At 70.3% G+C, this 22,951-nt stretch carries 20 protein-coding genes; 10 read left to right on the forward strand and 10 right to left on the reverse strand.

The genetic code is table 11. From position 1 onward, the window contains the following. Window positions 1-85: 85 nt before the first annotated feature. From MW290_RS22930 to MW290_RS22940, 3 genes are read right to left on the reverse strand one after another with little or no spacing between them, the layout of a single operon-like run. Entirely contained in the window at window positions 86-688 is a 603-nt protein-coding gene (locus MW290_RS22930) for a DUF938 domain-containing protein (RefSeq protein ID WP_250199961.1), read from the reverse strand. A gap of 2 nt (window positions 689-690) precedes the next feature. Beyond that, entirely contained in the window at window positions 691-1,533 is an 843-nt protein-coding gene (locus MW290_RS22935; protein WP_250199962.1) for a PA4780 family RIO1-like protein kinase, read from the reverse strand. Beyond that, on the reverse strand, window positions 1,530-3,815 hold the full coding sequence (locus MW290_RS22940; protein WP_250199963.1) for a helicase-related protein: 2,286 nt from the start codon (window positions 3,813-3,815) through the stop codon (window positions 1,530-1,532). Before MW290_RS22940 ends, MW290_RS22935 begins: the two co-directional genes overlap by 4 nt. A 59-nt stretch (window positions 3,816-3,874) precedes the next feature. On the opposite strand from MW290_RS22940, the gene dbpA reads away from it, so the two are divergent. Next, the gene (dbpA, locus tag MW290_RS22945) at window positions 3,875-5,278 is read left to right on the forward strand and encodes an ATP-dependent RNA helicase DbpA (protein WP_250199964.1); all 1,404 of its coding nucleotides are present in this window, start codon (window positions 3,875-3,877) and stop codon (window positions 5,276-5,278) included. A gap of 31 nt (window positions 5,279-5,309) precedes the next feature. Here dbpA and MW290_RS22950 read toward each other — a convergent pair whose 3' ends face one another. After that, window positions 5,310-5,840 (reverse strand): NUDIX hydrolase, encoded by a 531-nt coding sequence (locus MW290_RS22950; protein WP_250199965.1) that lies wholly within the window; start codon window positions 5,838-5,840, stop codon window positions 5,310-5,312. Window positions 5,841-5,884: 44 nt separating this feature from the next. Beyond that, on the reverse strand, window positions 5,885-8,533 hold the full coding sequence (locus MW290_RS22955; RefSeq protein ID WP_250199966.1) for an EAL domain-containing protein: 2,649 nt from the start codon (window positions 8,531-8,533) through the stop codon (window positions 5,885-5,887). A gap of 168 nt (window positions 8,534-8,701) precedes the next feature. Here MW290_RS22955 and MW290_RS22960 point away from each other — a divergent pair, with 168 nt between their 5' ends. The 5 genes from MW290_RS22960 (at window position 8,702) to MW290_RS22975 (ending at window position 13,038) form a co-directional block, all read left to right on the forward strand. Further along, window positions 8,702-9,316 (forward strand): methylamine utilization protein, encoded by a 615-nt coding sequence (locus MW290_RS22960; protein ID WP_250199967.1) that lies wholly within the window; start codon window positions 8,702-8,704, stop codon window positions 9,314-9,316. 6 nt (window positions 9,317-9,322) lie between these two features. After that, window positions 9,323-11,794 (forward strand): bifunctional diguanylate cyclase/phosphodiesterase, encoded by a 2,472-nt coding sequence (locus MW290_RS22965; RefSeq protein WP_250199968.1) that lies wholly within the window; start codon window positions 9,323-9,325, stop codon window positions 11,792-11,794. A 58-nt stretch (window positions 11,795-11,852) separates the two neighbouring features. Continuing rightward, window positions 11,853-12,452: a type IV toxin-antitoxin system AbiEi family antitoxin domain-containing protein gene (locus MW290_RS22970; protein WP_250199969.1), complete on the forward strand. Its 600-nt coding sequence runs from the start codon at window positions 11,853-11,855 to the stop codon at window positions 12,450-12,452. Between the two features lie 144 nt (window positions 12,453-12,596). Next, window positions 12,597-12,932, forward strand: coding sequence for a nucleotidyl transferase AbiEii/AbiGii toxin family protein (locus tag MW290_RS33320; RefSeq protein WP_375142966.1), 336 nt, complete (start codon window positions 12,597-12,599; stop codon window positions 12,930-12,932). Then, window positions 12,835-13,038 (forward strand): hypothetical protein, encoded by a 204-nt coding sequence (locus MW290_RS22975; protein ID WP_250199970.1) that lies wholly within the window; start codon window positions 12,835-12,837, stop codon window positions 13,036-13,038. Before MW290_RS33320 ends, MW290_RS22975 begins: the two co-directional genes overlap by 98 nt. On the opposite strand, the gene MW290_RS22980 is transcribed toward MW290_RS22975, so the two are convergent. Next, a complete protein-coding gene (locus MW290_RS22980; protein WP_250199971.1) occupies window positions 13,039-14,262 on the reverse strand; it encodes a pyridoxal-phosphate-dependent aminotransferase family protein in 1,224 nt (407 codons plus the stop codon). A gap of 105 nt (window positions 14,263-14,367) precedes the next feature. Between MW290_RS22980 and solA the strand changes: the two genes are divergently transcribed. Beyond that, window positions 14,368-15,546 (forward strand): N-methyl-L-tryptophan oxidase, encoded by a 1,179-nt coding sequence (gene solA, locus MW290_RS22985; protein WP_250199972.1) that lies wholly within the window; start codon window positions 14,368-14,370, stop codon window positions 15,544-15,546. Here the strand turns inward: solA and MW290_RS22990 are convergent. Further along, a complete protein-coding gene (locus MW290_RS22990; protein ID WP_250199973.1) occupies window positions 15,521-16,531 on the reverse strand; it encodes a cation diffusion facilitator family transporter in 1,011 nt (336 codons plus the stop codon). The two genes, solA and MW290_RS22990, sit on opposite strands and share 26 nt — an antisense overlap. A gap of 171 nt (window positions 16,532-16,702) precedes the next feature. Between MW290_RS22990 and MW290_RS22995 the strand changes: the two genes are divergently transcribed. The 3 genes from MW290_RS22995 (at window position 16,703) to MW290_RS23005 (ending at window position 19,847) form a co-directional block, all read left to right on the forward strand. Further along, window positions 16,703-17,833: a S1C family serine protease gene (locus MW290_RS22995; RefSeq protein WP_250199974.1), complete on the forward strand. Its 1,131-nt coding sequence runs from the start codon at window positions 16,703-16,705 to the stop codon at window positions 17,831-17,833. Window positions 17,834-17,996: 163 nt separating this feature from the next. Further along, complete coding sequence (locus MW290_RS23000) at window positions 17,997-18,560, forward strand: PEP-CTERM sorting domain-containing protein (protein WP_250199975.1); 564 nt, start codon at window positions 17,997-17,999, stop codon at window positions 18,558-18,560. A gap of 48 nt (window positions 18,561-18,608) precedes the next feature. Further along, window positions 18,609-19,847 (forward strand): cyanophycinase, encoded by a 1,239-nt coding sequence (locus tag MW290_RS23005; protein ID WP_250199976.1) that lies wholly within the window; start codon window positions 18,609-18,611, stop codon window positions 19,845-19,847. Between the two features lie 40 nt (window positions 19,848-19,887). Here the strand turns inward: MW290_RS23005 and phnX are convergent, their stop codons facing one another. The 3 genes from phnX to MW290_RS23020 are packed head-to-tail and all read right to left on the reverse strand — an operon-like array spanning window position 19,888 to window position 22,948. Further along, window positions 19,888-20,703, reverse strand: a complete 816-nt coding sequence (gene phnX / locus MW290_RS23010) for a phosphonoacetaldehyde hydrolase (protein WP_250199977.1) — start codon at window positions 20,701-20,703, stop codon at window positions 19,888-19,890. Window positions 20,704-20,723: 20 nt separating this feature from the next. Next, window positions 20,724-21,845: a TIGR03364 family FAD-dependent oxidoreductase gene (locus tag MW290_RS23015; RefSeq protein ID WP_250199978.1), complete on the reverse strand. Its 1,122-nt coding sequence runs from the start codon at window positions 21,843-21,845 to the stop codon at window positions 20,724-20,726. Further along, window positions 21,842-22,948, reverse strand: coding sequence for a 2-aminoethylphosphonate--pyruvate transaminase (locus MW290_RS23020; protein WP_250199980.1), 1,107 nt, complete (start codon window positions 22,946-22,948; stop codon window positions 21,842-21,844). Before MW290_RS23020 ends, MW290_RS23015 begins: the two co-directional genes overlap by 4 nt. Window positions 22,949-22,951: the final 3 nt, after the last annotated feature.

Here is a 22,951-nt window from a genome sequence, read left to right on the forward strand (position 1 = left end):
GGGATGCGCAGTGTCTCCAACGGTGCCGGCCGGATCAAGCCGTGCCGGTGCGCCAGACTGTTGCGCGCAGCGGTGCAGATCGGGCTCAGCGGCCCCACACCAGCGTCAGGTTGTTGGCCGGCATGTCGAAGCGCCGCAGCAGCCGCAGGCCATGGTGGGCCGCCTCGGCCTGCACGTCGGCCAGGCGGCGCACGCCCCAGGCCGGGTCACGCTGCTTCAGGTCGGCGTCGAAGGCCAGGTTGCCGGGCGCGGGCGGCTCGCCTTCGACGAAGTAGGGCCCGTAGGTGAGCAGCTGACCGTCCGGCGCCAGGTGGGCGGCGGCCTCGCGCATCAGCCCCTGGCAGGCCGCCCACGGCGCGATGTGGATCAGGTTGGCGCAGAAGATGGCGTCCACGGCCTGCGGCGCGCCGGGCCAGCCAGGCGCGGTGACGTCCAGCAGCAGCGGCGTGCGCACATTGGCCAGGCCCGCACACCAGGCGGCGGTGGAGCGCAGGCACTCGGGCTGCGGATCGCTGGGCTGCCATTGCCAGCCGGGCAGGGCGGGCGCGAAGTGCGCGGCATGCTGGCCGGTGCCGCAGGCGATTTCCAGCGCCAGGCCTTGCGCCGGCAGCACCTGGCGCAGCACGTCGAGCAGCGGGCCGCGGTTGCGTTCGCAGGCGGGGCTGGAGAGCAGGTGGGTGGTCGTCATTGTCAAAAACCCATGCGTAGCTGACGCGCCGCTTCTTCGTCGCGCGCATCGTCGATCTCGCGCATCAGTGCGCGCAGGTCCACCGCGCCTTGCAGCGGCTCGAAGCGGCCGCTCAGCGGGGTGTCCGCGGTCAGCAGGCCGCGCTCGTACAGCGACCACATCTCGGGGCCGTATTCGGTGGCGCGCAGCTCGGGTGCAAAGCGGCCGAAGAAGTGCCGCAGGTTGCCCACGTCGCGCAGCAGCATGCGGGGCGCGTGGCGGTTGCCGGCCGCGTCCACGGCCTGGGGCAGGTCGATGATCACCGGCCCGTCGGCGGCCAGCAGGATGTTGAATTCCGACAGGTCGCCATGCACCACGCCGGCACACAGCATGCGCACCGCCTGCTGCACCAGCGCGGCATGGTGGCGGCGCGCTTCTTCGGGCGTGAACACCACGTCGTTCAGCCGCGGTGCCGCGCCGCCTTCGGCATCGGCCACCAGCTCCATCAGCAGCACGCCGTCATGGAAGTTGTAGGGCACCGGCACCCGCACGCCGGCGGCGGCCAGGCGGTACAGCGCATCGACCTCGGCGCTTTGCCAGGCCTCTTCCTGGGCCTGGCGGCCGTAGCGGGTGCCCTTGGCCATTGCGCGGGCCTGGCGGCTGTTCTTGACCTTGCGGTTCTCGGTGTAGTCCACCGCCTGGCGGAAGCTGCGCTGCGTGGCCGCCTTGTAGACCTTGGCGCAGCGGGTGTCCTCACCCACGCGCACCACGTAGACGGTGGCTTCCTTGCCGCTCATCAGCTGCCGCACCACGCTGTCGATCAGGCCTTCGTCGATCAGCGGCTGCAGCCGCGCGGGCGCTTTCATCGGCCGTTGCGCTGGCGGCGCTGCTGGGCCAGCGGCCGCTTGCCCTTGAGCTGGCGCTCGATGCCGTCGTTGAGCTGGCTGCGCAGCTCCACCACTTCATCCACATGGCCGTACACACCCGGAAAGCGCAGGTCCAGCCACAGCCACAGCGTGCAGCTGCGCAGCGCCTGTTCCATGCGGTCGAGGCGGCTGTGGCTGTCCACTTCCTCCAGGAACCAGGGCTTGCCGGCGCTGCCGCCCACCGCATGGTTGTGCGCCCAGTCCAGGTACAGCTGCACCTGCGAAGGCGTGCGGCTGTCCACCGGCGCCTGGGCGTAGATGAAGCGTTCCTTCAGCGTCAGCTGGCGGGCATGCTGGTCCAGCTGCTCGGCCAGCTCCAGCATCTGTTCCAGCTCGGCCACGGCAAAGTGGGCATCGTCCAGCTTCAGCTGGTCCATGAACACGCCCAGCACCTCGCGCAGGCCGGTCTTGTTCAGCCGGCTCGAGATGGTGTCCACATGCCAGCCATTGGGAGCCACCGGCGCCTTGAAGTCGCGCGGCGCCGTGGGCGTGCGCGGCAGCAGTTCCTTGAGCGTGCGCGCCGCTCCCGCTTCGGCCTCCTTCAGCACGCCGCAGAAGCCTTCTTCATGGATGCCGTAGCGGCCGGCGCGGCCGGCGATCTGGTGGACCTCCGATTCGGTCAGCGTGCGGTCGCCCTGGCCGTCGAACTTGGTCATGGTGGAAAACAGCACGCGGCGGATCGGCAGGTTCAGGCCCATGCCGATGGCGTCGGTGGCCACCAGGATGTGCGACTCGCCCTGCGCAAAGCGCTCGGCCTCGCGGCGGCGCACCTCGGGTGGCAGCGCACCGTAGATCACGCTCACCGGGTGGCCGTTGGCCGCGATCTGGTCGCGCAGCAGCAGCACTTCGCGGCGGCTGAAGGCCACCACCGCATCGCCCAGCTTGAGCGCCGGCAGCGGCACCGGCTGCGGCAGCAGCTGCACATGCTGCTTGCGCTCGAATTCGCGCACTTCGCAGCGCTCGCCGCACAGGCCCAGCAGGTTTTCGATGGCGGGCACCGCATAGGCCGAGCAGATGATGATCACCTCGCTGGCCGGCACCGCGACGATGGCCTGCGTCCAGGCCCAGCCGCGGGCGCTGTCGAAGATCATCTGCGCCTCGTCGATCACCGCCACGTCGATCGGCTGGCGGGTGTTCACCATCTCGATGGTGCTGGAGACGGCACGGGCCCCGGGCGCTGGCACGTTCTCTTCGCCGGTCAGCAGCGAGCAGGGCACGCCGCGGGCCACCAGCCGGTCGCGGCCTTCCAGGGCCAGCAGCCGCAGCGGCGCCAGGTAGGCACCGTCGGTGGCCTGGGCCAGGCGCTCGAAGGCCGCATGCGTCTTGCCGCTGTTGGGCGGGCCCACGTACAGCGTGACCCTGCGCTGCAGCCGGCGCGCGATGTCGAAGGTGTCGGGGTAGCCCTGGAAGGCCAGCTCGGTGTTCAGGCCTTCCAGCGTGTCCAGCTCGGCCGCCTGGTGTTCCCAGCGTTCCTGGGCGCGGCTGAAGGCGGCCTTCAGCTCGGGCACCGGTTGCGGCGTGGCGCCTTCGGCCTGCAGCCGCGGCAGCAGTGAATCGAGGTGCCGCGGGCTCAGCTGCCGGCTGCGTTCCACCAGGCCTTGCAGGTGGGCCATCAGCTCGGGCGCCTGCGGATGCTGCGGCGCCGGGCCCAGCGCGGCCAGCAGCGCGTCCTTGTCGCCGCTGCGGTAGAAGGCCCACACCGCCTCGTCGGCCACCGGAATGCGGAACAGCACCGGCACCGCCCAGGGCGCCTGCGGTTCGGGCTGCGGCAGGCGCAGCGTGTGGCGGATCAGCCGCGTCCATTCACCCGCGCGCCGCGCCACGCCCAGGCTGTCGAGTACGGCGCCGCGCTCGACCATCAGCGGGCGGATGTCGGGGCCGGTGCCCACGGCCTGCAGGTGGGCCAGCGCCGCGTCCATGTGGGCGGGGTGGATCCAGCGGCTGGGGCGGGCGCCGGCGGCGGGCTTGGCCAGCAGCACGTAGCCCAGCTTGTCCAGGTGCTGCTCGAAGCCGGGGCTGCGCTCTTCCAGGAAATCGGCCGGCTTGACCACCTGCGGCAGCGCGTAGGCGTGGTGGCGGATGGCGGCGAACTCGGCCTTGCCGATGTGCGGGGGCAGCCGGCGCGCGTGCTTCGGATTGGGCAGGTTGGGCAGCTGAGACTCGGGCGCGGGGCGCTCGGCCAGCGGTGCCGGATCAGGCGTGGGAACGGAGGGATTCGACATCAGTGGGCGTTCATTCAAGCCCCGAGTGTCTCAGGCGCGGCGCCAACCGATAATCGCGCATGAACGCAATACCTTCTCCGGCCACCGATTTCTCCAGCCTGCCGCTGCCGCCGCAGGCGATCGAGAACCTGCAGCGCCTGGGCTACACGGCGATGACGCCGATCCAGGCGGCCACGCTGCCGCTGGCCCTGGCCGGCCATGATCTGATCGCCCAGGCCAAGACCGGCAGCGGCAAGACCGCCGCCTTTGCGCTGGCGCTGCTGGCCAACCTGAACCCCCGGCGCTTTGCGGTGCAGGCCCTGGTGCTGTGCCCGACCCGCGAGCTGGCCGATCAGGTGACGCAGGAGGTGCGCCGCCTGGCGCGCGCCGAAGACCACATCAAGGTGCTGACGCTGTGCGGCGGCAGCACCATGCGGCCGCAGCTGGCCAGCCTGGAACACGGCGCCCACATCGTGGTGGGCACGCCCGGCCGCATCATGGACCACCTGGACCGCGGCAGCCTGGACCTGCAGGCGCTCAACACGCTGGTGCTGGACGAAGCCGACCGCATGCTGGACATGGGCTTCTTCGACGACATCGCCAAGGTGGCCCAGCATTGCCCCGCCAAGCGGCAGACGCTGCTGTTCTCGGCCACCTACCCCGAAGGCATCGGCAAGCTGAGCGCACGCTTCCTGCGCGAGCCCAAGGAAGTGAAGCTGGCCGCCGCCCCGGCGCCGACACAGATCCGCCAGCGCTTTTTCGAGGTGACCGAGGCCGAGCGGCTGCATGCGGTGGGCCTGCTGCTCAACCACTACCGGCCGGTGAGCACGCTGGCCTTCTGCAACACCAAGCAGCAGTGCCGCGACCTGGTGCAGGTGCTGCGGGCGCAGGGCTTCTCGGCGCTGGAGCTGCATGGCGACCTGGAGCAGCGCGACCGCGACCAGGTGTTCGTGCGCTTTGCCAACCGCAGCTGCAGCGTGCTGGTGGCCACCGACATCGCGGCCCGCGGGCTGGACGTGCAGCAGCTGGAAGCGGTGATCAACGTCGACATCTCGCCCGACGTGGACACGCACATCCACCGCATTGGCCGCACCGGCCGCGCCGATGCCGAAGGCTGGGCCTTCAGCCTGGCCAGCCTGGACGAGATGGGCCGCGTGGGCCAGATCGAGGCGGCCATGAAGCTGACCAGCGACTGGCAGAAGCTGGACACGCTGACCGACAGCCAGCCCGGCCAGCCGCTGCGCCCACCGATGGCCACGCTGCAGATCATGGGCGGCCGCAAGGAAAAGATCCGCGCCGGCGACGTGCTGGGCGCGCTGACCAAGGACCTGGGCTACGCCGGCAGCCAGGTGGGCAAGATCAGCATCAACGAGTTCTCCACCTATGTGGCGGTGCAGGCCGACATCGCCGCCCAGGCCTGCCAGCGGCTGGCCGCTGGCAAGGTCAAGGGCAAGAGCGTGAAGGTGCGGTTGATGACGGATTGAGGCGGGCCGGCGCAGCATGCGCCGGCTGCGGTCATCGCCGGTCGTCGTGGACGATGTGCGCGATGTGCGTGGTGCCCGCGGCTATACCGGAGGCCAGGAAGTCGCTCAAGAAGGCTGGCCGCAGATCGATGCTGCCGATCTCACCGAGCGGAAACCAACGGAAGTGGAGCCGTGCGTGGGACGTGGCGTGGCCATCCAGGCCGACCCCGCCTTCCTCCACTCGCTCGAACGGGGCACAGTTCAGCAACGGCGAGTCAGGTGGCAGCGCCACCAGGAAGTGCATCTCCAGCCCGTGCTGCGGCTGCCCGCGGTAGCTGAAAAGGTTCTCCACGACCGCCAGCAGACGCTGGACCTGTACGTCGACGCCCAGCTCTTCCTGCATCTCCCGCTTCACGGCGGCCTCGGCGGTCTCGCCGATTTCCACCCGGCCGCCGGGCAGGGCCCAGAAGGGATCGTCGGCCAGCCGGTGCAGCAGCACGGCGTCGCCATGCAGGACGATGGCCGCCGCGCGCAGATGGAAGCGCCAGCCGCCGGTGGAGAAGGAGATCATGGGAGCCGACATGCCGCCGGATTCTGGCCGACGGCTGCCTGTGTGGCGCAGCAGGCTCAGCCGGCGCCTGTGGGCTTCAACTGCAACCAGTCCTCCAGCGCCTCTGCCGGCACCGGCTTCGAGACCAGGTAGCCCTGCACCACCGGGCAGCCTTCGTCGGCGACGAAGCGGCGCTGGGCTTCGGTTTCCACGCCTTCGGCGACCACCGTCAGGCCCAGGGTCTTGCCGATGCGCAGCACCGAGACCGTGAGCGCGCGGGCCATCGGGTCGTGCTCGATGTCCTGCACGAAGCTGCGGTCCAGCTTCAGCTCGGTGATTGGCAGCCGGTGCAGGTGGCTGAGGCTGGAGTAGCCGGTGCCGAAGTCGTCCAGCGACACCTTCACGCCCAGCGCATGCACCGCCTGCACCGTGGCCAGCACCACCGGGTCGGGGTTGAGCATCACGCTCTCGGTCATCTCCACCGTCAGGTCGCCGCTGGCCAGCCCGTGGCGTTGCAGCAGGCCGGCGATGACGCCGGGCAGGCTGGCGTCCAGGAAATTGCTGGCCGACAGGTTCACCGCCACATGCGGCACCGGCACGCCGCGGGCGCGCCAGTCGGCCATCTGGCGGCAGGCCTCGCCCAGCACCCAGTGGCCCAGGGCGTGCACCAGGCCGCAGTCCTCGGCCAGCGCGACAAAGCGCAGCGGCGGCACCGCGCCCAGCCGCGGGTGCTGCCAGCGCAGCAGCGCTTCCACGCCGCACACCCGGCCCGCTTCGGCGGTGACCTTGGGCTGGTAGTGCAGGGCCAGGCCGCCGGCCGGGCCCAGCGCTTCGCGCAGGTCGGCTTCCAGCATCGCGCGCTCATGGGCCTGGCGGTTGAGTTCGGCGCTGAAGAAGCGGAAGCTGCCGCGCTCATGCGTCTTGGCCTGGTACATCGCCATGTCGGCATGGCGTATCAGGGTGTCGATGTCGCCGCCATCGGCGGGGTACAGCGCCACCCCCACGCTGGCGCGCGGGTGCAGGGCCACGCCGTGCACCACCATCGGTTGTGCCACCGCGGCCACCAGGCGTTCCACCGCGGCCACGGCCTGGCTGCCGCCGCAATCGGGCAGCACGGCCACGAATTCGTCGCCCGACAGCCGCCCGATGATGTCGCCCGCCCGTGCCACTCCGCGCAGGCGCTGCGCCAGCTCCACCAGCAGGCCGTCGCCCACCAGGTGGCCGTGGGTGTCGTTCACCTGCTTGAAGCGGTCCAGGTCGACGAACAGCACCGCCAGCGGCGTGCCGGTGCGCTGCGCCTCATGCAGCGCGCGCTCGGTCTTGGCCCGCAGCAGCGCGCGGTTGGGCAGGCCGGTCAAGGTGTCGTAGAAGGCCAGCTGGTGGATGTGGGCCTTGGTCTTTTCGCGCTCCAGGATCAGTGCGCACAGGTGCAGGCTCACGTCCACCAGGCGGCGGTGCAGCGCGCTGGGTTCACGCGGCTCACGGTAATAGAAGGCGAAGGTGCCCAGCACCTGGCCGTCGCCCCCGCGGATGGGGCTGGACCAGCAGGCCCGCAGGCCCAGCGGCAGGGCCAGCCCCTTGAAGTCGGCCCACAGCGGGTCGGTGGCGATGTCGGTCACCAGCACCGGCGCATTGCGCCAGGCCGCGGTGCCGCAGGAGCCCACCACCGGCCCGATGGGCAGGCCATCGATCTGCGCGCAGTAGGCGGGCGGCAGGCTGGGGCCGGCCAGGGTGCGCAGCCGGCCCTGGTCGTCCACCTGCAGGATGGAGGCGATCAGCTCCGGCGCGGTGCGCTCCACCTCGCGGCACAGCAGCAGCATCAGGTCCAGCATCGGCGTCTCGCGCGCCATCGCGTCCAGCACGCGGAACTGCAGCACCTCGTGCAGCTTGGTCTGGGTAATGTCGGTGAGCACGCTGACGAAATTGCACACCAAGCCCTGCGCATCGTGCACCGGGTTCACCGCGGTGGACACCCACAGCGGCCGGCCGTCCTTGGTGTAGGCCAGCAGCTCGGTGGCAAAGCTCTGCTGGCCGCAATCCTGGGCGGCCGTCAGCGCCTGCAGCGTGGCGGGGTCGGTATGCGGGCCCATCAGCAGGTCGCCCAGGCGCTGACCCACCATCTCGTGCAGGCTGTAGCCGAACATGCGCTGGCAGCCGGCATTGGCGAACACGATGCGTTGGTCGGCACCGCCGACGATCATCGCGATGTCGCTTTCGTCCACCGCGGTGGACAGCAGCCGCTGGTGGGCCAGCAACTCGCGGTGCTGGGTGTTGTCGCGCACGAAGGCGCAGTACAGGCTGCGGCCCTCGAAGCGGATCTGCGACACCGCCATCAGGGCCTGCCGGCGGCTGCCGTCGGCGCACTCGATCGGCACTTCCACCTCGGTGCCGACGATGCGGTTGACGCCGGTGACACGGTGCCGGTGCAGGTTCGCGTCGTGGCGCGCGCGCATCTCCATCGGCATCAGCATGCGCACGTCGTGCCCCAGCACCGCGTCGCGCGGGTGGCCCCAGATGCGTTCAGCCGCGGCGTTGAACACCACCACCTCGTTGCGCTCGTCGATCACCACCACGCCATCGATGGCTTGTTCGAGCGTCTGCACCAGCAGCGAATGGGCGGCCGGGGCGGGGGCCGGCGTGGCCGAGGCCAGGCAGGGGTGTGCGCCACCGTGCTCCGCCAACGCGTCAACCGGATCGCCATGGCCGGTGGGTACGCCGGCCGACATGGCACCGCGACCGGCGCGGGTAGAGCGTGCAAAGTGCGACACAGACGACGACCTCGAAAACGGGCGCACCGACCGAAACTGGGTGCCGGAACCTGGCCTTCTTTTCGGATGTGCCGACGCGTGCTTGAGGTCTACTGGAACGGCCGATCTGATGTGCGACAAGAAGCCATGCCTGCCCTGACCCCCACGCGCCCCGCTGCGGCCGGCATGCTGGCCGCAGCGCTCCTGACCAGCCTAGGGGCCACCGCCTCGCCCGTCAATGTGACTGTCACCGACATGGCGGGCAAGCCGCTGGCCGATGCCGCGGTGTACGTGATCGTCAAGGGCCAGCCGGCGGCCACCACCAGCGCCACCGCCGAGATCGGCCAGCGCGAGCGCCAGTTCGTGCCATCGGTCACGGTGATCCAGACCGGCACCTCGGTGAGCTTTCCCAATTTCGACACGGTTCGGCACCACGTCTACTCGTTCGCCCCGATCCGCAGCTTCGAGCTGAAGCTGTACGCCGGCACGCCGGCCAAGCCGGTGGTGTTCGACAAGCCCGGCACCGCGGCCCTGGGCTGCAACGTGCACGACCGCATGAGTGCCTGGGTGCATGTGGTGGACACGCCGATCTTCGCCAAGACCGATGCCCGGGGTGAAGCCACGTTGGACGTGCCCGCCGGCCAGCACCTGCTGCGCGCCTGGCACTTCAGCCAGGGCGAGACCGGCCTGCCGGCCGAAGCGCCGCTGACCGTGGGCGCCAGCGGCGGCCGCGGTGCGCTGCGCCTGCAGGCCGGAAGCTGAGCCGCCATGGCGCCGCCGCCCGTGCAAGACCTCACACCGCCGGCCGCAGCGCCAAGGCGCCGCCGCCTGTTCGCGCGGCTGTCGCGGCCCTTTCAGCGCCGGCTGCAGTGGCGCATCGTCGGCTTGTTCGTCGGCCTGCTGGTGCTGGTGCAGGCGGCCAGTTTCCTGGCCATCCGCCGCGACCTGGAAGCCAATGCCCGGCGCAACATCGCGCAGGAGCTGGCCACCGGCGAGAAGGTGCTGCGCCGGCTGCTGGCCGCCAATGCGCAGAACCTGGCCGATGCTTCCAAGGTGCTGGCGGCCGACTTCGGCTTCCGCGCCGCGGTGGCCAGCGGCGACCGCGCCACCGTGGCCGATGCGCTGGACAACCACGGCGCCCGCATCGGCGCCGAGGTGGCTTTCTACGCCGACCTGCGCGGCCAGCTGGTGGCCACCAGCACCGGCCAGCCCGACGCCGCCATCCAGGCCCTGGCGGCGATGCCGCGCCAGGCGCCGCTGGCCGCCGACGGCAGCATCGTGGCCGTGTTCGAAGGCCGGCCTTACCAGATCGTGACGGTGCCGGTGCGCGCACCCCAACCCATCGGGCAGGTCTCGATGGGCTTTCCGGTGGGGGCGGCGCTGATGCACGACGTGGAACAGATCGCCGGGCTGCGCAGCGCGCTGGCCGTGCGCTTTGCCGGCGGCCCGTGGGACGTGCTGCCGGTGGATGGCGGCGCCGAGGCCGCCGAGCAGGCACGCCGGCTGGCGCTGCAGTTGCATGACGCGGCGTCCACCACGGGGGCCGACGGCCCGAGCGTGCGCCTGGGCGACGAGTGGTACGCCACCCGCATCGTGATGCTGGGCAACTCGCCGGGCACCGACGCTGCCGTGCTGCTGCTGCAGTCGGTGGACGATGCGGTGGCGCCGTTCCGGCGGCTGCAGCTCATCTTGCTGGCCATCAGCGCCGCGGCGCTGGCGGTGTTCGGCGTCGGCAGCATCGTCACCGCACGCAACATCACGCGGCCGATCCAGGCCTTGTCGCGCAGCGCCGAGCGGCTGGGCGGTGGTGACTACGCCACCCCGGTGGCGGTGCAGGCGCGCGACGAGGTGCGCGACCTGGCCCGCGCCTTCGAGGCGATGCGCCAGGGCATGCAGCAGCGCGAAGCGCAGGTGCGCCGCCTGGCCTATTGGGACACCTTGACCGGCTTGCCCAACCGCGCCCAGTTCCATGACGCGCTGGCCGCGCAGCTGGGGCAGGGACGGGCGCTGTCGGTGCTGATGCTGGACCTCGACCGCTTCAAGCATGTGAACGACGTGCTCGGCCATGCCTTCGGAGACCGGCTGCTGCGGCAGATCGCCGCGCGCCTGGGTGCCGGCGGCCTGCGCGAGGACGACCTGGTGGCCCGCCTGGGTGGCGACGAATTCGCGGTGATGCTGCCGGGCGCCGATGCCGACATCGCGGTGGACGTGGCGATGCGCCTGCGCCGCCGGCTGGAAGAGCCGCTGACGCTGGACGACCACACCATCGACGTCAGCGCCGGCATCGGCATTGCCGCCCACCCTGCCCACGGCCAGACCGCCGATGCGCTGCTGGTGCGCGCCGAGATGGCGATGTACGCCGCCAAGTCGCAGCCCTCGCACGAGGTGGGCGTGGTGATGTACAGCCCGCAGATCGATTCGTCGAGCGAGGCTTCGCTGTCGCTGCTGACCGAGCTGCGGGCGGCGGTGGCGCAGGACCAGCTGCGGCTGTACCTGCAGCCCAAGATCGCGATGGCCAGCGGCGAGGTGGTGGGTGCCGAGGCGCTGGTGCGCTGGCAGCATCCGCAGCGCGGCATGATCCCGCCGATGCAGTTCATCCCGTTCGCCGAGCAGACGGGCTTCATCCGTGAGCTGACGGGCTGGATGATCGAGCGTTGCTCGATGCGCTATGCCGAGCTGCAGCGCCAGGGCGTGGAGCTGAAGTTCGCGATCAACCTCAGCACCCGCGACCTGCTGGACCAGCACCTGCCGACCAAGATGGAACGCCTCTTCGCCCGCGGCGGCGTGCAGCCGCAGGCGCTGTGCCTGGAGATCACCGAAAGCGCCATCATGGACGACCCCGCGCGCGCGCTGCAGACGCTGCAGCGGCTGCATGCGATGGGGCTGCGGCTGTCGATCGACGACTTCGGCACCGGCTACTCGTCGCTGGCCTACCTGAAGCGGCTGCCGCTGCATGAACTGAAGATCGACCGCAGCTTCGTGATGGCGATGGAAACCGACCGCGCCGACCTGAAGATCGTGCGATCGACCATCGACCTGGCCCACAACCTGGGCCTGACGGTGTGCGCCGAGGGCGTGGAGAACGCCCAGACCTGGGCCCTGCTCAAGGCCCTGCACTGCGATGAGGCCCAGGGCTACCTGATGGGCAAGCCCATGCCCGAGGCCGACTTCGCCGACTGGCTGCTGGACTGGACCGCGCCGCAGGCGAGGCTGCGGACGGAGTTTGCGCCGTTCGTGTGATTGTTTGAAAAGTGCACTACTTGTGCATTAACCATGGCACTATTAAACTCGTCGTGCCATGACCCAGACAGACGGCATCCTAGAACTGGCCAGGCGCCAGCGTGTGCTCAACGCGGCAGACCTGAAAGCGCAAGGATGGTCGCCGCAGATGCTGATCCGCCTGTACGACGCAGGCAAGCTGCAACGCTTCGGCCGTGGCCTCTACGGACTGCCCGATGCACAGCTCACCGAGCACCAGGCGCTGCTCGAGGTGTGCCAGCGGGTGCCCAGGGCGGTGGTGTGCCTGCTGAGCGCGCTGCAGTTCCATCAAATCGGCACCCAGATGCCGCATGAGGTGTGGATCGCGCTGCCGGCCGGCAGTCATGCCCCGGCGCTGGACTATCCCCCGCTGCGCATCGTGCGGCTCAGCGGCGCGGCCTACAGCGATGGCATCCAGATCGTGCTGGACCATGGCGCCCCCATCCGGGTGTACAGCCCCGCCAAGACGGTGACGGATTGCTTCAAGTTCCGCCACAAGATCGGGCTGGACGTGGCGCTGGAGGCGCTGAAGGACGCATGGCGCAGCCGCAAGGTCACGGTCGACGAACTCAGCCACGTCGCCCGCATCAGTCGGGTCGAACGGGTGATGCGACCGTATCTGGAAGCGGTGACGGCATGAGCAGCCCGCAGGCACCTCCGGCGAGAGGCAACCTGCCAGCATCCATCCTGGCCCGCCTGCTGACGCTCGCGCGGCAGCGCGGGGAGGACCACAACGTGCTCGGCGATCGATTTGGGTGACGGCATCCGGTTTGACCTGGACTCGGTGAGAGCGCGCGCCATCCGCGAAGACAACGGCTATGGCGGCACACGTATCAGCTTGATCGGACGTGTCTCATCCGCCCGCTGCGCCCTTCAGATCGACATCGCGTTCGGGGATGCTGTGACGCCGGCACCGCAGCGCTTGCGCTACCCGTGCCTGCTTGCGGAAATCGCCTCCCCGGTGCTGCGCCATCGCAGCCACCTTCGCGCGCCGTCAGACGCCGCTACCCGTCGAACGACCCGTGGCACTGACCGGGGTGTTCAGCGAAGACGCAGGCAAGAGGCGCCAGTTGCACGCGTTTCTCAACAAGAACCGGGTCGAGGGCGCGGCACTCGGTGACACCATCGCCCTGTTGGACGACCTGCTGTGGCCGCCGACGCAGGTCGCCTTGCAGCGCAGTGCCGCGACGGCGACCTGGCGGCCCGACTTGCTGGAGTGGGTCTGATCAGCCTTCGGCCGCGCCCACCTGACGCAACCCCCGCTCCAACGCCACCAATCCGGCCGTCAGGTCGGCGGGTACGCCGAGGTCTTGCATCGTGCTGCCCAGGGCATGCAGGGTGCGGAAGAGGTTCGGCTCGCGGCATTGCTCGCCCATCTGGCCAATGCGCACGATGGGCAGGCCGAAGGAGCCAGACACTTCCACCTGGTACTGGCGTGAGATGTGCTGGCACACCGCCTGGTTGCTGGTGGCGGGCGGTACCACCACGCCCACCACCGAATGCAGCCGCTGGGCCGGCGGCACCAGCAGTTGCAGGCCCAGCGCCTCGATGCCGGCCTGCAGCGCGGCCGAGCAGCGGCGGTGGCGCTCGAAGCGGCGTTCCAGCGTCTCGGTGCACACCAGGCGCAGCGCCTCATGCAGCGCCAGCACGCCCGACACCGGCGCGGTGTAGTGGTACGAGCCGCGGTGCCAGAAGTTGGTGGCCAGGCGGGCGTCCAGGCACCAATGGGCGGTAGGGCTGCTGCGGCTATTGATGCGGTCCCAGGCCGCATTGGAGAAGGCCACCAGCGACACGCCCGGTATGCACGACAAGCCCTTCTGCCCGCCGGTGATCACCGCATCGATGCCCCAGGCGTCCATCTGCAGCGGCGTGGTGCTCAAGGTGCACACCGCGTCCACGATCACCAGGCTGCCGTGGCGCTTGGCGATGCGCGCCAGCTCGGCCAGGTTGGCGTTGAAGGTGGTGTTCGAGGTTTCGCCATGCACGATGGTGACGCAGTGCGGCCGGTGCTGCGCCACTGCGGCCTCGAAGGCGGTCAGGTCCAGCGGCTGGGTGCCCGCCGCCTCGTGCACCAGCACCTGCGCACCGGCACGGCCGGCCATCTCGGCCATGCGCTGACTGAAGTAGCCGTTGACCAGGCACAGCACGCGCGACCGCGCATCCACCAGGTTGGCGATGGCCATCTCCATCGCGGCCGAGCCCGGGCCAGCCACGCCCAGGATCCACTCCGACTGCGTCTGGAACGTGTAGCGCGCCATGTCTTTCACCTGCGCGATGACGACCGACATGGTCTCGCCCAGGTGGTTGATGACGATGGAGTTGGCCCGCGCCACCGCATGCGGAATCGGCACCGGCCCGGCGCCCATCATCAGCAGCGGTTCGGTGGGCAGGATCTCGTCCAGCGGGCGGATGTGGGACGGGATGGCGATGGGGCGGGTCGACGTGGGCATGAAGGCGTGGAACGAAGGAGGTGAGGGTGGGGCAACGGATGCCGCTTGCAGTGTCCCCGGTTTCGCCCGCTGCGCTGGGTAGCATCCAAGGTAAAAAGGAACCCCATGTCTCTCGACTCCACCGCCGACGTCCTCGTCATCGGCCTCGGCGCCTTCGGCAGCGCCGTGGCCTGCCAGCTGGCCATGCGCGGCGCCCGTGTCATCGGCATCGACCGGCATGCGCCGCCGCACGAGCTGGGCTCCAGCCATGGCGCCACGCGCATCACGCGGCTGGCGGTGGGGGAGGGCGCGCAGTACCTGCCGCTGGTGCAGCGCTCGCACGACATCTGGCGGGCGCTGGAAGCGCAAGCCGGTGAGCCGCTGTACACCGCCACTGGCGGGCTCATCGTGGGCGCGGCCGATGGCGCAAGCCAGCACCATGGCCGGCCCGACTTCGTGCGGCGCACGATCGCGCTGGCCCAGCAGCACGGCATTGCGCACGAGGTGTTGGGCGCGCCCGAGGTGATGGCGCGCTTTCCGCAGTTCATGCTGCGTGGCGACGAAGTGGCCTACTACGAACCCGCCGCCGGCGTGCTGCGGCCCGAGCGCTGCATCGCCGCGCAACTGGCCGTTGCCAGCCGCCACGGCGCCCGGCTGCAGGTGAACGAGGCCGTGCTGTCCATCGAAGGCACGGCCCAGGGCGTGACGGTGCGCACCGCACGGGCCACCTATGCGGCCGCGCGGGCCGTCGTCACCGCGGGGCCCTGGTTGCCGGGGCTGGTGGGCGGTGCCTACGCACAGCGCCTGCGCGTGATGCGCCAGGTGCTGCACTGGTTCCGGCCCACGCAGCCCGCGCTGTACGCGCCCGGGCGCAGCCCGGTGTTCATCTGGATGCACGGCCGCAGCGACGAAGACTACTTCTACGGCTTTCCGATGATCGACGGCCACGAAGGCGTCAAGGTGGCGACCGAGCAATGCGCCGACACCACCACGCCCGACGCGATGGACCGCCAGGTGTCGGCCGGCGAGCAGGCCCGTATGTTCGAGGCCCATGTGGCCGGCCGCCTGCGCTCGGTGACGCCCGAGGCCGTGCATGCAGCCGCCTGCCTCTACACCGTCAGCGCCGATTCGGGCTTCATCGTCGATGCGCATCCCACGCAGCCCAACGTCACCGTGGTGTCGGCCTGCTCCGGCCACGGCTTCAAGCATTCGGCCGGGCTGGGTGAGGCCTTGGCCCAGCAGATCCTGGGGCAGGCCGGCGGCGTGGACCTGAGCTGCTTCAGGCTGGACCGCTTTCGCGATTGAGAGCCGCCTCGGCCCGGCGCGGCCACGGGTCCACGTGCGTCATCACACGCAGTACGCTGTGGCGGGCCAGCACCGCATCGCGGGCGGCCAGCGCGATGTCGTGGCCTTGCTCCACCGTCAGGCTGCCATCCACTTCCAGGTGCATGTCCACCACCAGCAGGTCGCCCATCTTGCGGGTGCGCAGGTCGTGCACCGCGTGCACGCCCGGGGTGGCGGCGGCGGTGCGCTGGATGGCCTCCACCTCTTCGGCACTGGCGCCGCGGTCCATCAGGTCGGACAGCGCATTCCAGCCGAAGGTCCAGCCCATGCGCGCGATCAGAAAGCCGACGATGGCCGCCGCGATGGGGTCGAGCAGCGGAAAACCCAGCAGGTTGCCCCCGATGCCCAGGCCCACCACCAGCGAAGAAGCGGCGTCCGACCGCGCATGCCAGGCATTGCTCACCAGCAGGCTGGAGCGCACCCGCTTGGCCACCGCCAGCATGTAGCGGAACAGCCCCTCCTTGCACACCAGGGTGATGCCGGCCACCACCAAGGCAGCGACGTGCACCTGCGGGATCTCGGACGGTGCCTCCAGCTTGCGCAACGCCGACCACAGCATGCCCACGCCCACCGCCAGCAGCAGCGCGCCCAGGGCCAGTGAGCCGGCGTTCTCGAAGCGGGCATGGCCATAGGGGTGATCGTCGTCGGCCGCCTTGCGGCTGTGTTTGCCCGCCAGCAGCACCACGAAGTCGCTGACCAGGTCGGACAGCGAATGCATTGCATCGGCCACCAGCGCGGCCGAGTGTGCGAACAGGCCCACCACCAGCTGCAGCACGATCAGCACGCCATTGACCGCGATGCTGACCCAGGTGCTGCGCACCGCAGCGGCCGCGCGTTCGGCGGCGCTGTGGGCGCTGTCCTCGGGGTCGTCGCCGAACACGGTGGCGGGCAGCTCGGTGCGCGCGGCGGTGTCCAGGCGGGGGTCTTCGGACGGGGAGGTGGTCATGGTGGCAGGGGCGACGGCCATCGCCTGGGCGGCGGCCACTTCAGAGGGCAACAACGGGGAACAGCTTAGCCGGCGCGCATGAAGCCAGGCTGAGCACGGCCGGCCGCTCCGCGCTTTGCCAGAATCCGGGCCGCCCTGGTCTTTCGCGGCGCCCGGTGCGCCGGCCCTTCCATGACCCACCGCCATCCTCTCCATCCCCTGACGCCGGTCGGCCGCCGCCGCTGCCTGCTGCAGCTGGGCGCTGCCGGGCTGCTGGGCGTCGCCGGCCTGCCGCTGGCTTTCGCCCGCAATGAAGCCTCGCCCCGCGCCGTGGCCCCGCGCGGGCCGCTGGCCACCGACGAGCTCAACAACATCGCGGTGTTCAAGGCCGTGTCGCCCTCGGTGGTCAACATCACCGCGCTGGGCGTGGAGCGCGACTTCTTCAGCACCCGCGTGACCCAGGTGCCGCGGGGCACCGGCACCGGCTTCGTGTGGGACGAGGCCGGCCACATCGTCACCAACTTCCACGTCATCCAGGAGGCTTCGGGCGCCCGCGTCACGCTGTCGGACCAGTCTTCGCACAAGGCCTCGCTGGTGGGCGTGTTCCCCGACCGCGACCTGGCGGTGCTGAAGATCGAGGCGCCGCGCAACAAGCTGCCGCCCATTGCGCTGGGCAGCAGCAAGGACCTGCAGGTGGGGCAGAAGGTGTATGCCATCGGCAACCCCTTCGGGCTTGACCAGACGCTGACCACCGGCATCGTCAGCGCGCTCAACCGGGAGATCGAATCGGTCACCCGCCGCACCATCCGCGGCGCCATCCAGACCGATGCGGCGATCAACCCCGGCAACTCGGGCGGGCCGCTGCTGGATTCAGCGGGCCGGGTGATCGGCGTCAACACCGCGATCTACAGCCCTTCGGGCGCCAGCGCGGGCATCGGCTTCGCCATTCCGGTGGACGAGGTCAACCGCATCGTCCCGCGGCTGATCCGCGACGGCCGCATGGTGCGGCCGGCCCTGGGCGTGACGGCCGGGCCCGAGAACATGGCCAAGGCGCTGGGCCTGCCCAAGGGCGTGCCGCTGGTGGCGGTGGCGCCGGGCGGCCCGGCGCAGAAGGCGGGGCTGCGGCCCTTCACCCGGGGCGCGCAAGGTGGCATCGTGGCCGGCGACGTGATCCAGGCCATCGACGATGCAGCGGTGGCCGACCTGGACGACATGCTCACCGCGCTGGAGCGCTACCAGCCCGGCGACCGCGTGACGCTGACGCTGTGGCGCGCCGGCGCGGTGCGCAGGCAGGCGGCGGTGCTGGCGGAGTCGGAGGACTAGCCGCGCGCTGAATGCTTGATCGGGCGCCCTTGTACGACTTGGGGCCGCAGGAGCGGACCTGATGTTCTAGGGAGCGTGCCCTCGATCTTCGGCAGGTAGATTCCGCTGCCGGTGGGGGCAGGCACTGCAGCCCGCCGCTTCCGCAAGACCGAGGAACGGACCGATGATGATCAAGCGCAAGATGGCGCGGGCCTGGACGATGGCCGCGCTGTGTGCGGCCGCGCAACTGGGCACGGCGCAAGCAGGCACCACGACGGTGGTGGTGGACGTGACGGGCATCGCCGGCATGGACGAGCGGGATGCGCCCACCAACACCGTCAGGGAAGTGTTCGTGGGTGCCGGCGCCACCATCGACACCTTCCAGTGGGACGTCAACCTGACCAGCCACGACCCGAGCTACCTGTCGGAGATGCAGCTGACCTTCAGCGATTCGCTGGGCTACGGCGTCACCTTCACCCCGGGCGGTGGCGACGACTTCACGGGCACGGCCAGTTATGCCGGCTTTCAAGACCTCCGCCTGCTGGGCCAGCAATTCCAGGTGGGCAGCGATGGGCTGCTGCGCCTGGAGTTCCATGATGCGTACAAGGACCTGCTCTTCGACGAAGCCGAGGGCACCTGGAACTCCGGCACGCTGACCTTCGGCGTGTCACCGGTGCCTGAGCCTGCAACGGCGGCCTTGATGCTGGTCGGGCTGCTGACGATGCTGGGCGCTGCCCGGCGTCGCTGAAGCCGCCTTGCAACACACCCCGCATTGCCAGCCCGTCGAGGTTTCCCCATGTCTTCCAACGCCTTCCTTCATGCCATCGTGCGCCTGGGCCAGCGTGTGGCCGGTGCGGCCGCCATCGCCCTGGCCTCCGGGCTGGCCACCACCCCGGTGCTGGCCGACCCGATCTTCGAGGTCGCAAAACCCGTTCCGCTGTATTCGTACTTCGCGGTGGGCAACGTCAACGCCGTGGTCACGGCACCCGCATCGCGCCCCACGCCGTCGTTCGTGCTGATGGGCGGCGGCCCGGACGTGGATGTCGCCTTCCGGTGGTTGATCCAGCGCGCCGGCATCACGCCGGGCACCGGGGGGCGCTTCGTCGTCATCCGCGCCACCGGCACCGACGCCTACAACCCCTACATCTTCTACAGCGACGAGAGCCTGTCGACCTCCGCCACCATCGCGAACGAGTGGGTGGGCGGTGCCTCGCTGGGCCTGAGTTCGGTGGAAACGCTGGTGATTCCCAGCGTGAAGGCGGCCAACAGCGCCGCCGTCAATGCCATCGTGGCCAAGGCCAACGTGGTGTGGATCGCGGGCGGCGACCAGAGCCACTACATCCGCTTCTGGAAAGGCACGGCGCTAGAGCAGACGCTCAAGGCCTTGATGCAGAAGAACGTGCCCATCGGCGGCACCAGTGCCGGCCTGGCCGTGCTGGGGCAGTTCGACTACTCGGCGCTGTACCGGTCGGCCACGTCCGAGCTGTCGATGCTCGACCCCTACTACAAGGACATCACCTTCGACCCGTCGCCGCTGAGCCTGAGCGGCGGCTTCATCGCGCCGCCCGCGCTGGAGAGCCTGATCTTGGACTCCCACTTCGACAGCCGCGACCGCATGGGCCGCTTCGTCACCTTCCTGTCGCGCATCGTGGCGCCGGTGAGCACGCCTGGCGGCACGCTGGGCTGCAGCGGCGGTGTGCTGCCGGCTGCTTCCAGCGGCAGCAAGACGGTGCGGGGCATCGGCATCGGCGTGGAGACGGCGCTGCTGGTGCAGGGCCAGGGCGAAGGCCGCCCGGTCACGGCCACACGCGTCACCAACCCGACGACGACCAGCGAAAGCGCGGTGTACTTCGTCCGCCCCTCGGTGCCGCCGACGAAGTGCGCGCCACGCACGCCGCTGTCCATCGCGAACGTGGAAGTGCGCAAGCTGGCCGACTCGAACACGGTGTTCAACCTGACGGACTGGACCGGGGTGCCGGTGTATCGGTACGTTGACGTGAACACGGGGCAGTTGCTGCCTACCGACTGGTACTGAATCAAGCACCCGGCGCCACGCTGCGCGTGACGCCATCCGCCTACGGCTGCTCGCCGCGCTGCAGCCGCGCCTCGATGTCGTCGATCACCGGCAGCAGGTCCGCCACGCTGTCGATCACGTAGTGGGCGCCCGCCGCGCGCAGCGTGGCGGTCGCGGCTTGGCGGCGGGCTTGTTGGGCGTCGGCGTCCAGCGCCTGCCACTCGGCCAGTGTCAGCCCGTTGGCATTGCCGCTGACGGCCAGGCCCACGGTCCAGGTGCCGGCGTTCAGGCCTTCTTCCAGGCCCACGCCGGTGTCGTCCACCTTCACCACCGTGTGCGGCGGCCACACGCCCAGGTCGGCGAACGTGCGGTACATCATCAGCGGGCTGGGCCGGCCGGCGGCCAGGTCACCGGCGCACACCAGGTTGTCGGGCACGTAGCCGCCGCGCGCGGCGATCGGCGTCACCACGTCCATGATGGGCCGGTTGTAGCCGGTGGTGCTGCCGATCTTCAGGCCGCGGGTGCGCAGGGCATTCACCACGTCCACCGCGCCCGGGATGAAGTCGGCATAGTCAGGCACCACCGCCGCGTTCATCGGCGTGAACACCTCGTACAGGTGGTCCACGTCGGCGTCGGTGAAAGGTCGGCCATGGCGGGCCTGCCATTGCGCAGCAATGCGCGGCAGCCGGCCCAGCGCCTGGATGTGGTCCCACTTGGCCACGCCCATGGGGCCGCGGGCTTCGGCGATGCTGAGCTGCACGCCGAACTGCTCGAACAGGCGGACGAAGGCGCCCATCGGCGCGCAGGAGCCGAAGTCGATGACGGTGCCCGCCCAGTCGAAGACGACGGCGGTGAGGGAGGTGGCTGGCTGGGACATCGGGACTCTCTTCAAACGGGTCACCAGGCGTCGAACACCTCTTCGGCAATGCCGAAGGCGGTGCTGGCGCCGGTGCCACTGGTGACGATGACGCGCCGCACGGCGGCATCGGGCGCATCGATCAGGCAATCGGTGTGCGGCGAGCTGACGTACTGGCCCACCCAGCGTTCAGTGACGCGGCAGCTGGGCAGGCGCAGCAGCGTCTGCAGGTGGTGCAGGATCAGTTGGTCCACCGCTTCGCTGGCAAAGGGGGGCGGCGCGGCGCCGTAGTGGTGCGAATCGCCCACCACCAGGGAGCCGTCGGCGCTTTGCACCGCGATCAGGTGGATGCCGTGGGCCAGGCTCTCAGGTTCTTCGCGTTCCAGCTGCAGGCGCAAGGCCTGGGCGGCGGGGAGGGCGGCATAACCGCCGTAGCGCACCAGGCTCAGGTCGCCCATCACCGCGCCGGGCAGGCGGTAGCCGGGCGGTGGTTGCACCCTCAGCATCTGCAGCTGGCACAGCCGCAGGCCGTGCGGTGCCAGGCGCTCCGGCTGCAGGCCGTGCAGGTCGGTGTGGGTGCACAGCACCACGCGCCCGGCCTGCAGCACACCGCGAGAGGTTTGCACCCGCGGCGCCTGCACGTCCAGCACCGCTTCCTTGAAGCGGAACTGCACGCCGTGCACCTCGGCCAGCCAGCGTGCCAGCTGGCCGATGGCGGTGCGTGATTCCACCCGCAGTTCATGCGGGCTGTACAGCACCGCCTGGGCATCGGCCAGCGACAGCGCATCGGTGTGGGCCGCGGCCTGCGCCGGCGTCAGCAGCTGGCAGCCGTCGGCCATGGGGGTGTGCATGAACTGCTGCAGCACTTCGGCCGCGGCGGGGCGGCGGGCCACCATCCACAGGCCGCCATGCAGCACCGGGATGCCAGCCTGTGGCGCCACCAGCGCCCACACGTCGCGGGCCCGGCGCGCGCGTCGCCAGGTGTCGCCGGCCGCTTGGCCGGTGACGGTGATGAAGCCGAAGTTGCGCACCGAGGCGCCGACGCAGGCGGCGTCACGCTCCACCACGCACACCCGCAGGCCGCGGCGGGCGGCGGTGTAGGCATGGGCCAGGCCGACGATGCCGGCGCCGACCACGATGACGTCGAAGCTGCCGTCGCTCATGCCGGCCCCAGACCCATGCCGCGCAGCGTGCGGCCCACGGCGTCCACCGCCTGCTGCATCTCGGTGTGGCCGATGGCGCCGATGCAGCCGACGCGGAAGGTCTCCACTGCCGTCAGCTTGCCGGGGTAGAGCATGAAGCCCTGCGCCTTGGCCTCGGCATACAGCGTGGCGAAGCGGTAGCGCTCGTCGCTTGGCGCCAAGAAGGTGACGATGATGGGCGACAGGTGCTCGGGCGCCAGGAAGGTGCGCAGCCCCAGCCCTGCCATGCCATCGACCAGCGTGCGGCAGTTGTCGGTGTAGCGCGCCAGGCGGGCCGGCTGGCCACCTTCTTCCTGGTACTGGACCATGGCCTCGGCCAGCGCGGCCACCACATGGGTGGGCGGCGTGAAGCGCCACTGGCCGGTGCGCTCCATGTACTGGTGCTGGTCGTGCAGGTCCATCGCCAATGAATGGCTGTTGCCCTCGCAGCCCGCCATCACGGCTTTGCGCACGAAGACGAAGCCCATGCCCGGCACGCCTTCCAGGCACTTGCCGCTGGCGGCAACCAGCGCGTCGAAGCGGATCTGCCGGGCATCGATGGGCAGCGCGCCGAAGCTGCTCATCGCATCGACGATGAGGCCGCGGCCCAGGCGCTGGCAGACCTCGGCCACTTCGGCCAGCGGGTTGACGATGCCGGTGCCGGTCTCGCAGTGGATCAGGCCCACGTGCGTGATGCTGGCGTCGGCCTGCAGCAGCGCGGCCAGTTCAGCGGCGGAGACGGGCAGTTGCTCGGGCCGGGTGGCGATGGTGGTGCGGCGGCCCATCAGCGTGGCCACCTTGCCCAGGCGCTTGCAGTAGGCGCCGTTGTCCAGCACCAGCAGGTGGCCGTCGCGTGGCACCACGGTGGCCACCGCCGCTTCCACGCTGAAGGTGCCGCTGCCTTGCAGGGGCACCACCACATGGCTGTCCTGCGCATGGATGATCTGCAGCAGCCCCTGGCGCACACGGGCGGTGAGGGCGTTGAAGTCGGCGTCCCAGGAGCCCCAGTCCTTCAGCATCGCCAGCTTGGTGCGCAGCGTGGTGGTCAGCGGGCCGGGGGTGAGCAGGATGGGGTCGCGGTCCATTGA

The organism is Aquincola tertiaricarbonis (assembly GCF_023573145.1).
GTDB lineage: Bacteria > Pseudomonadota > Gammaproteobacteria > Burkholderiales > Burkholderiaceae_C > Aquincola > Aquincola tertiaricarbonis_B.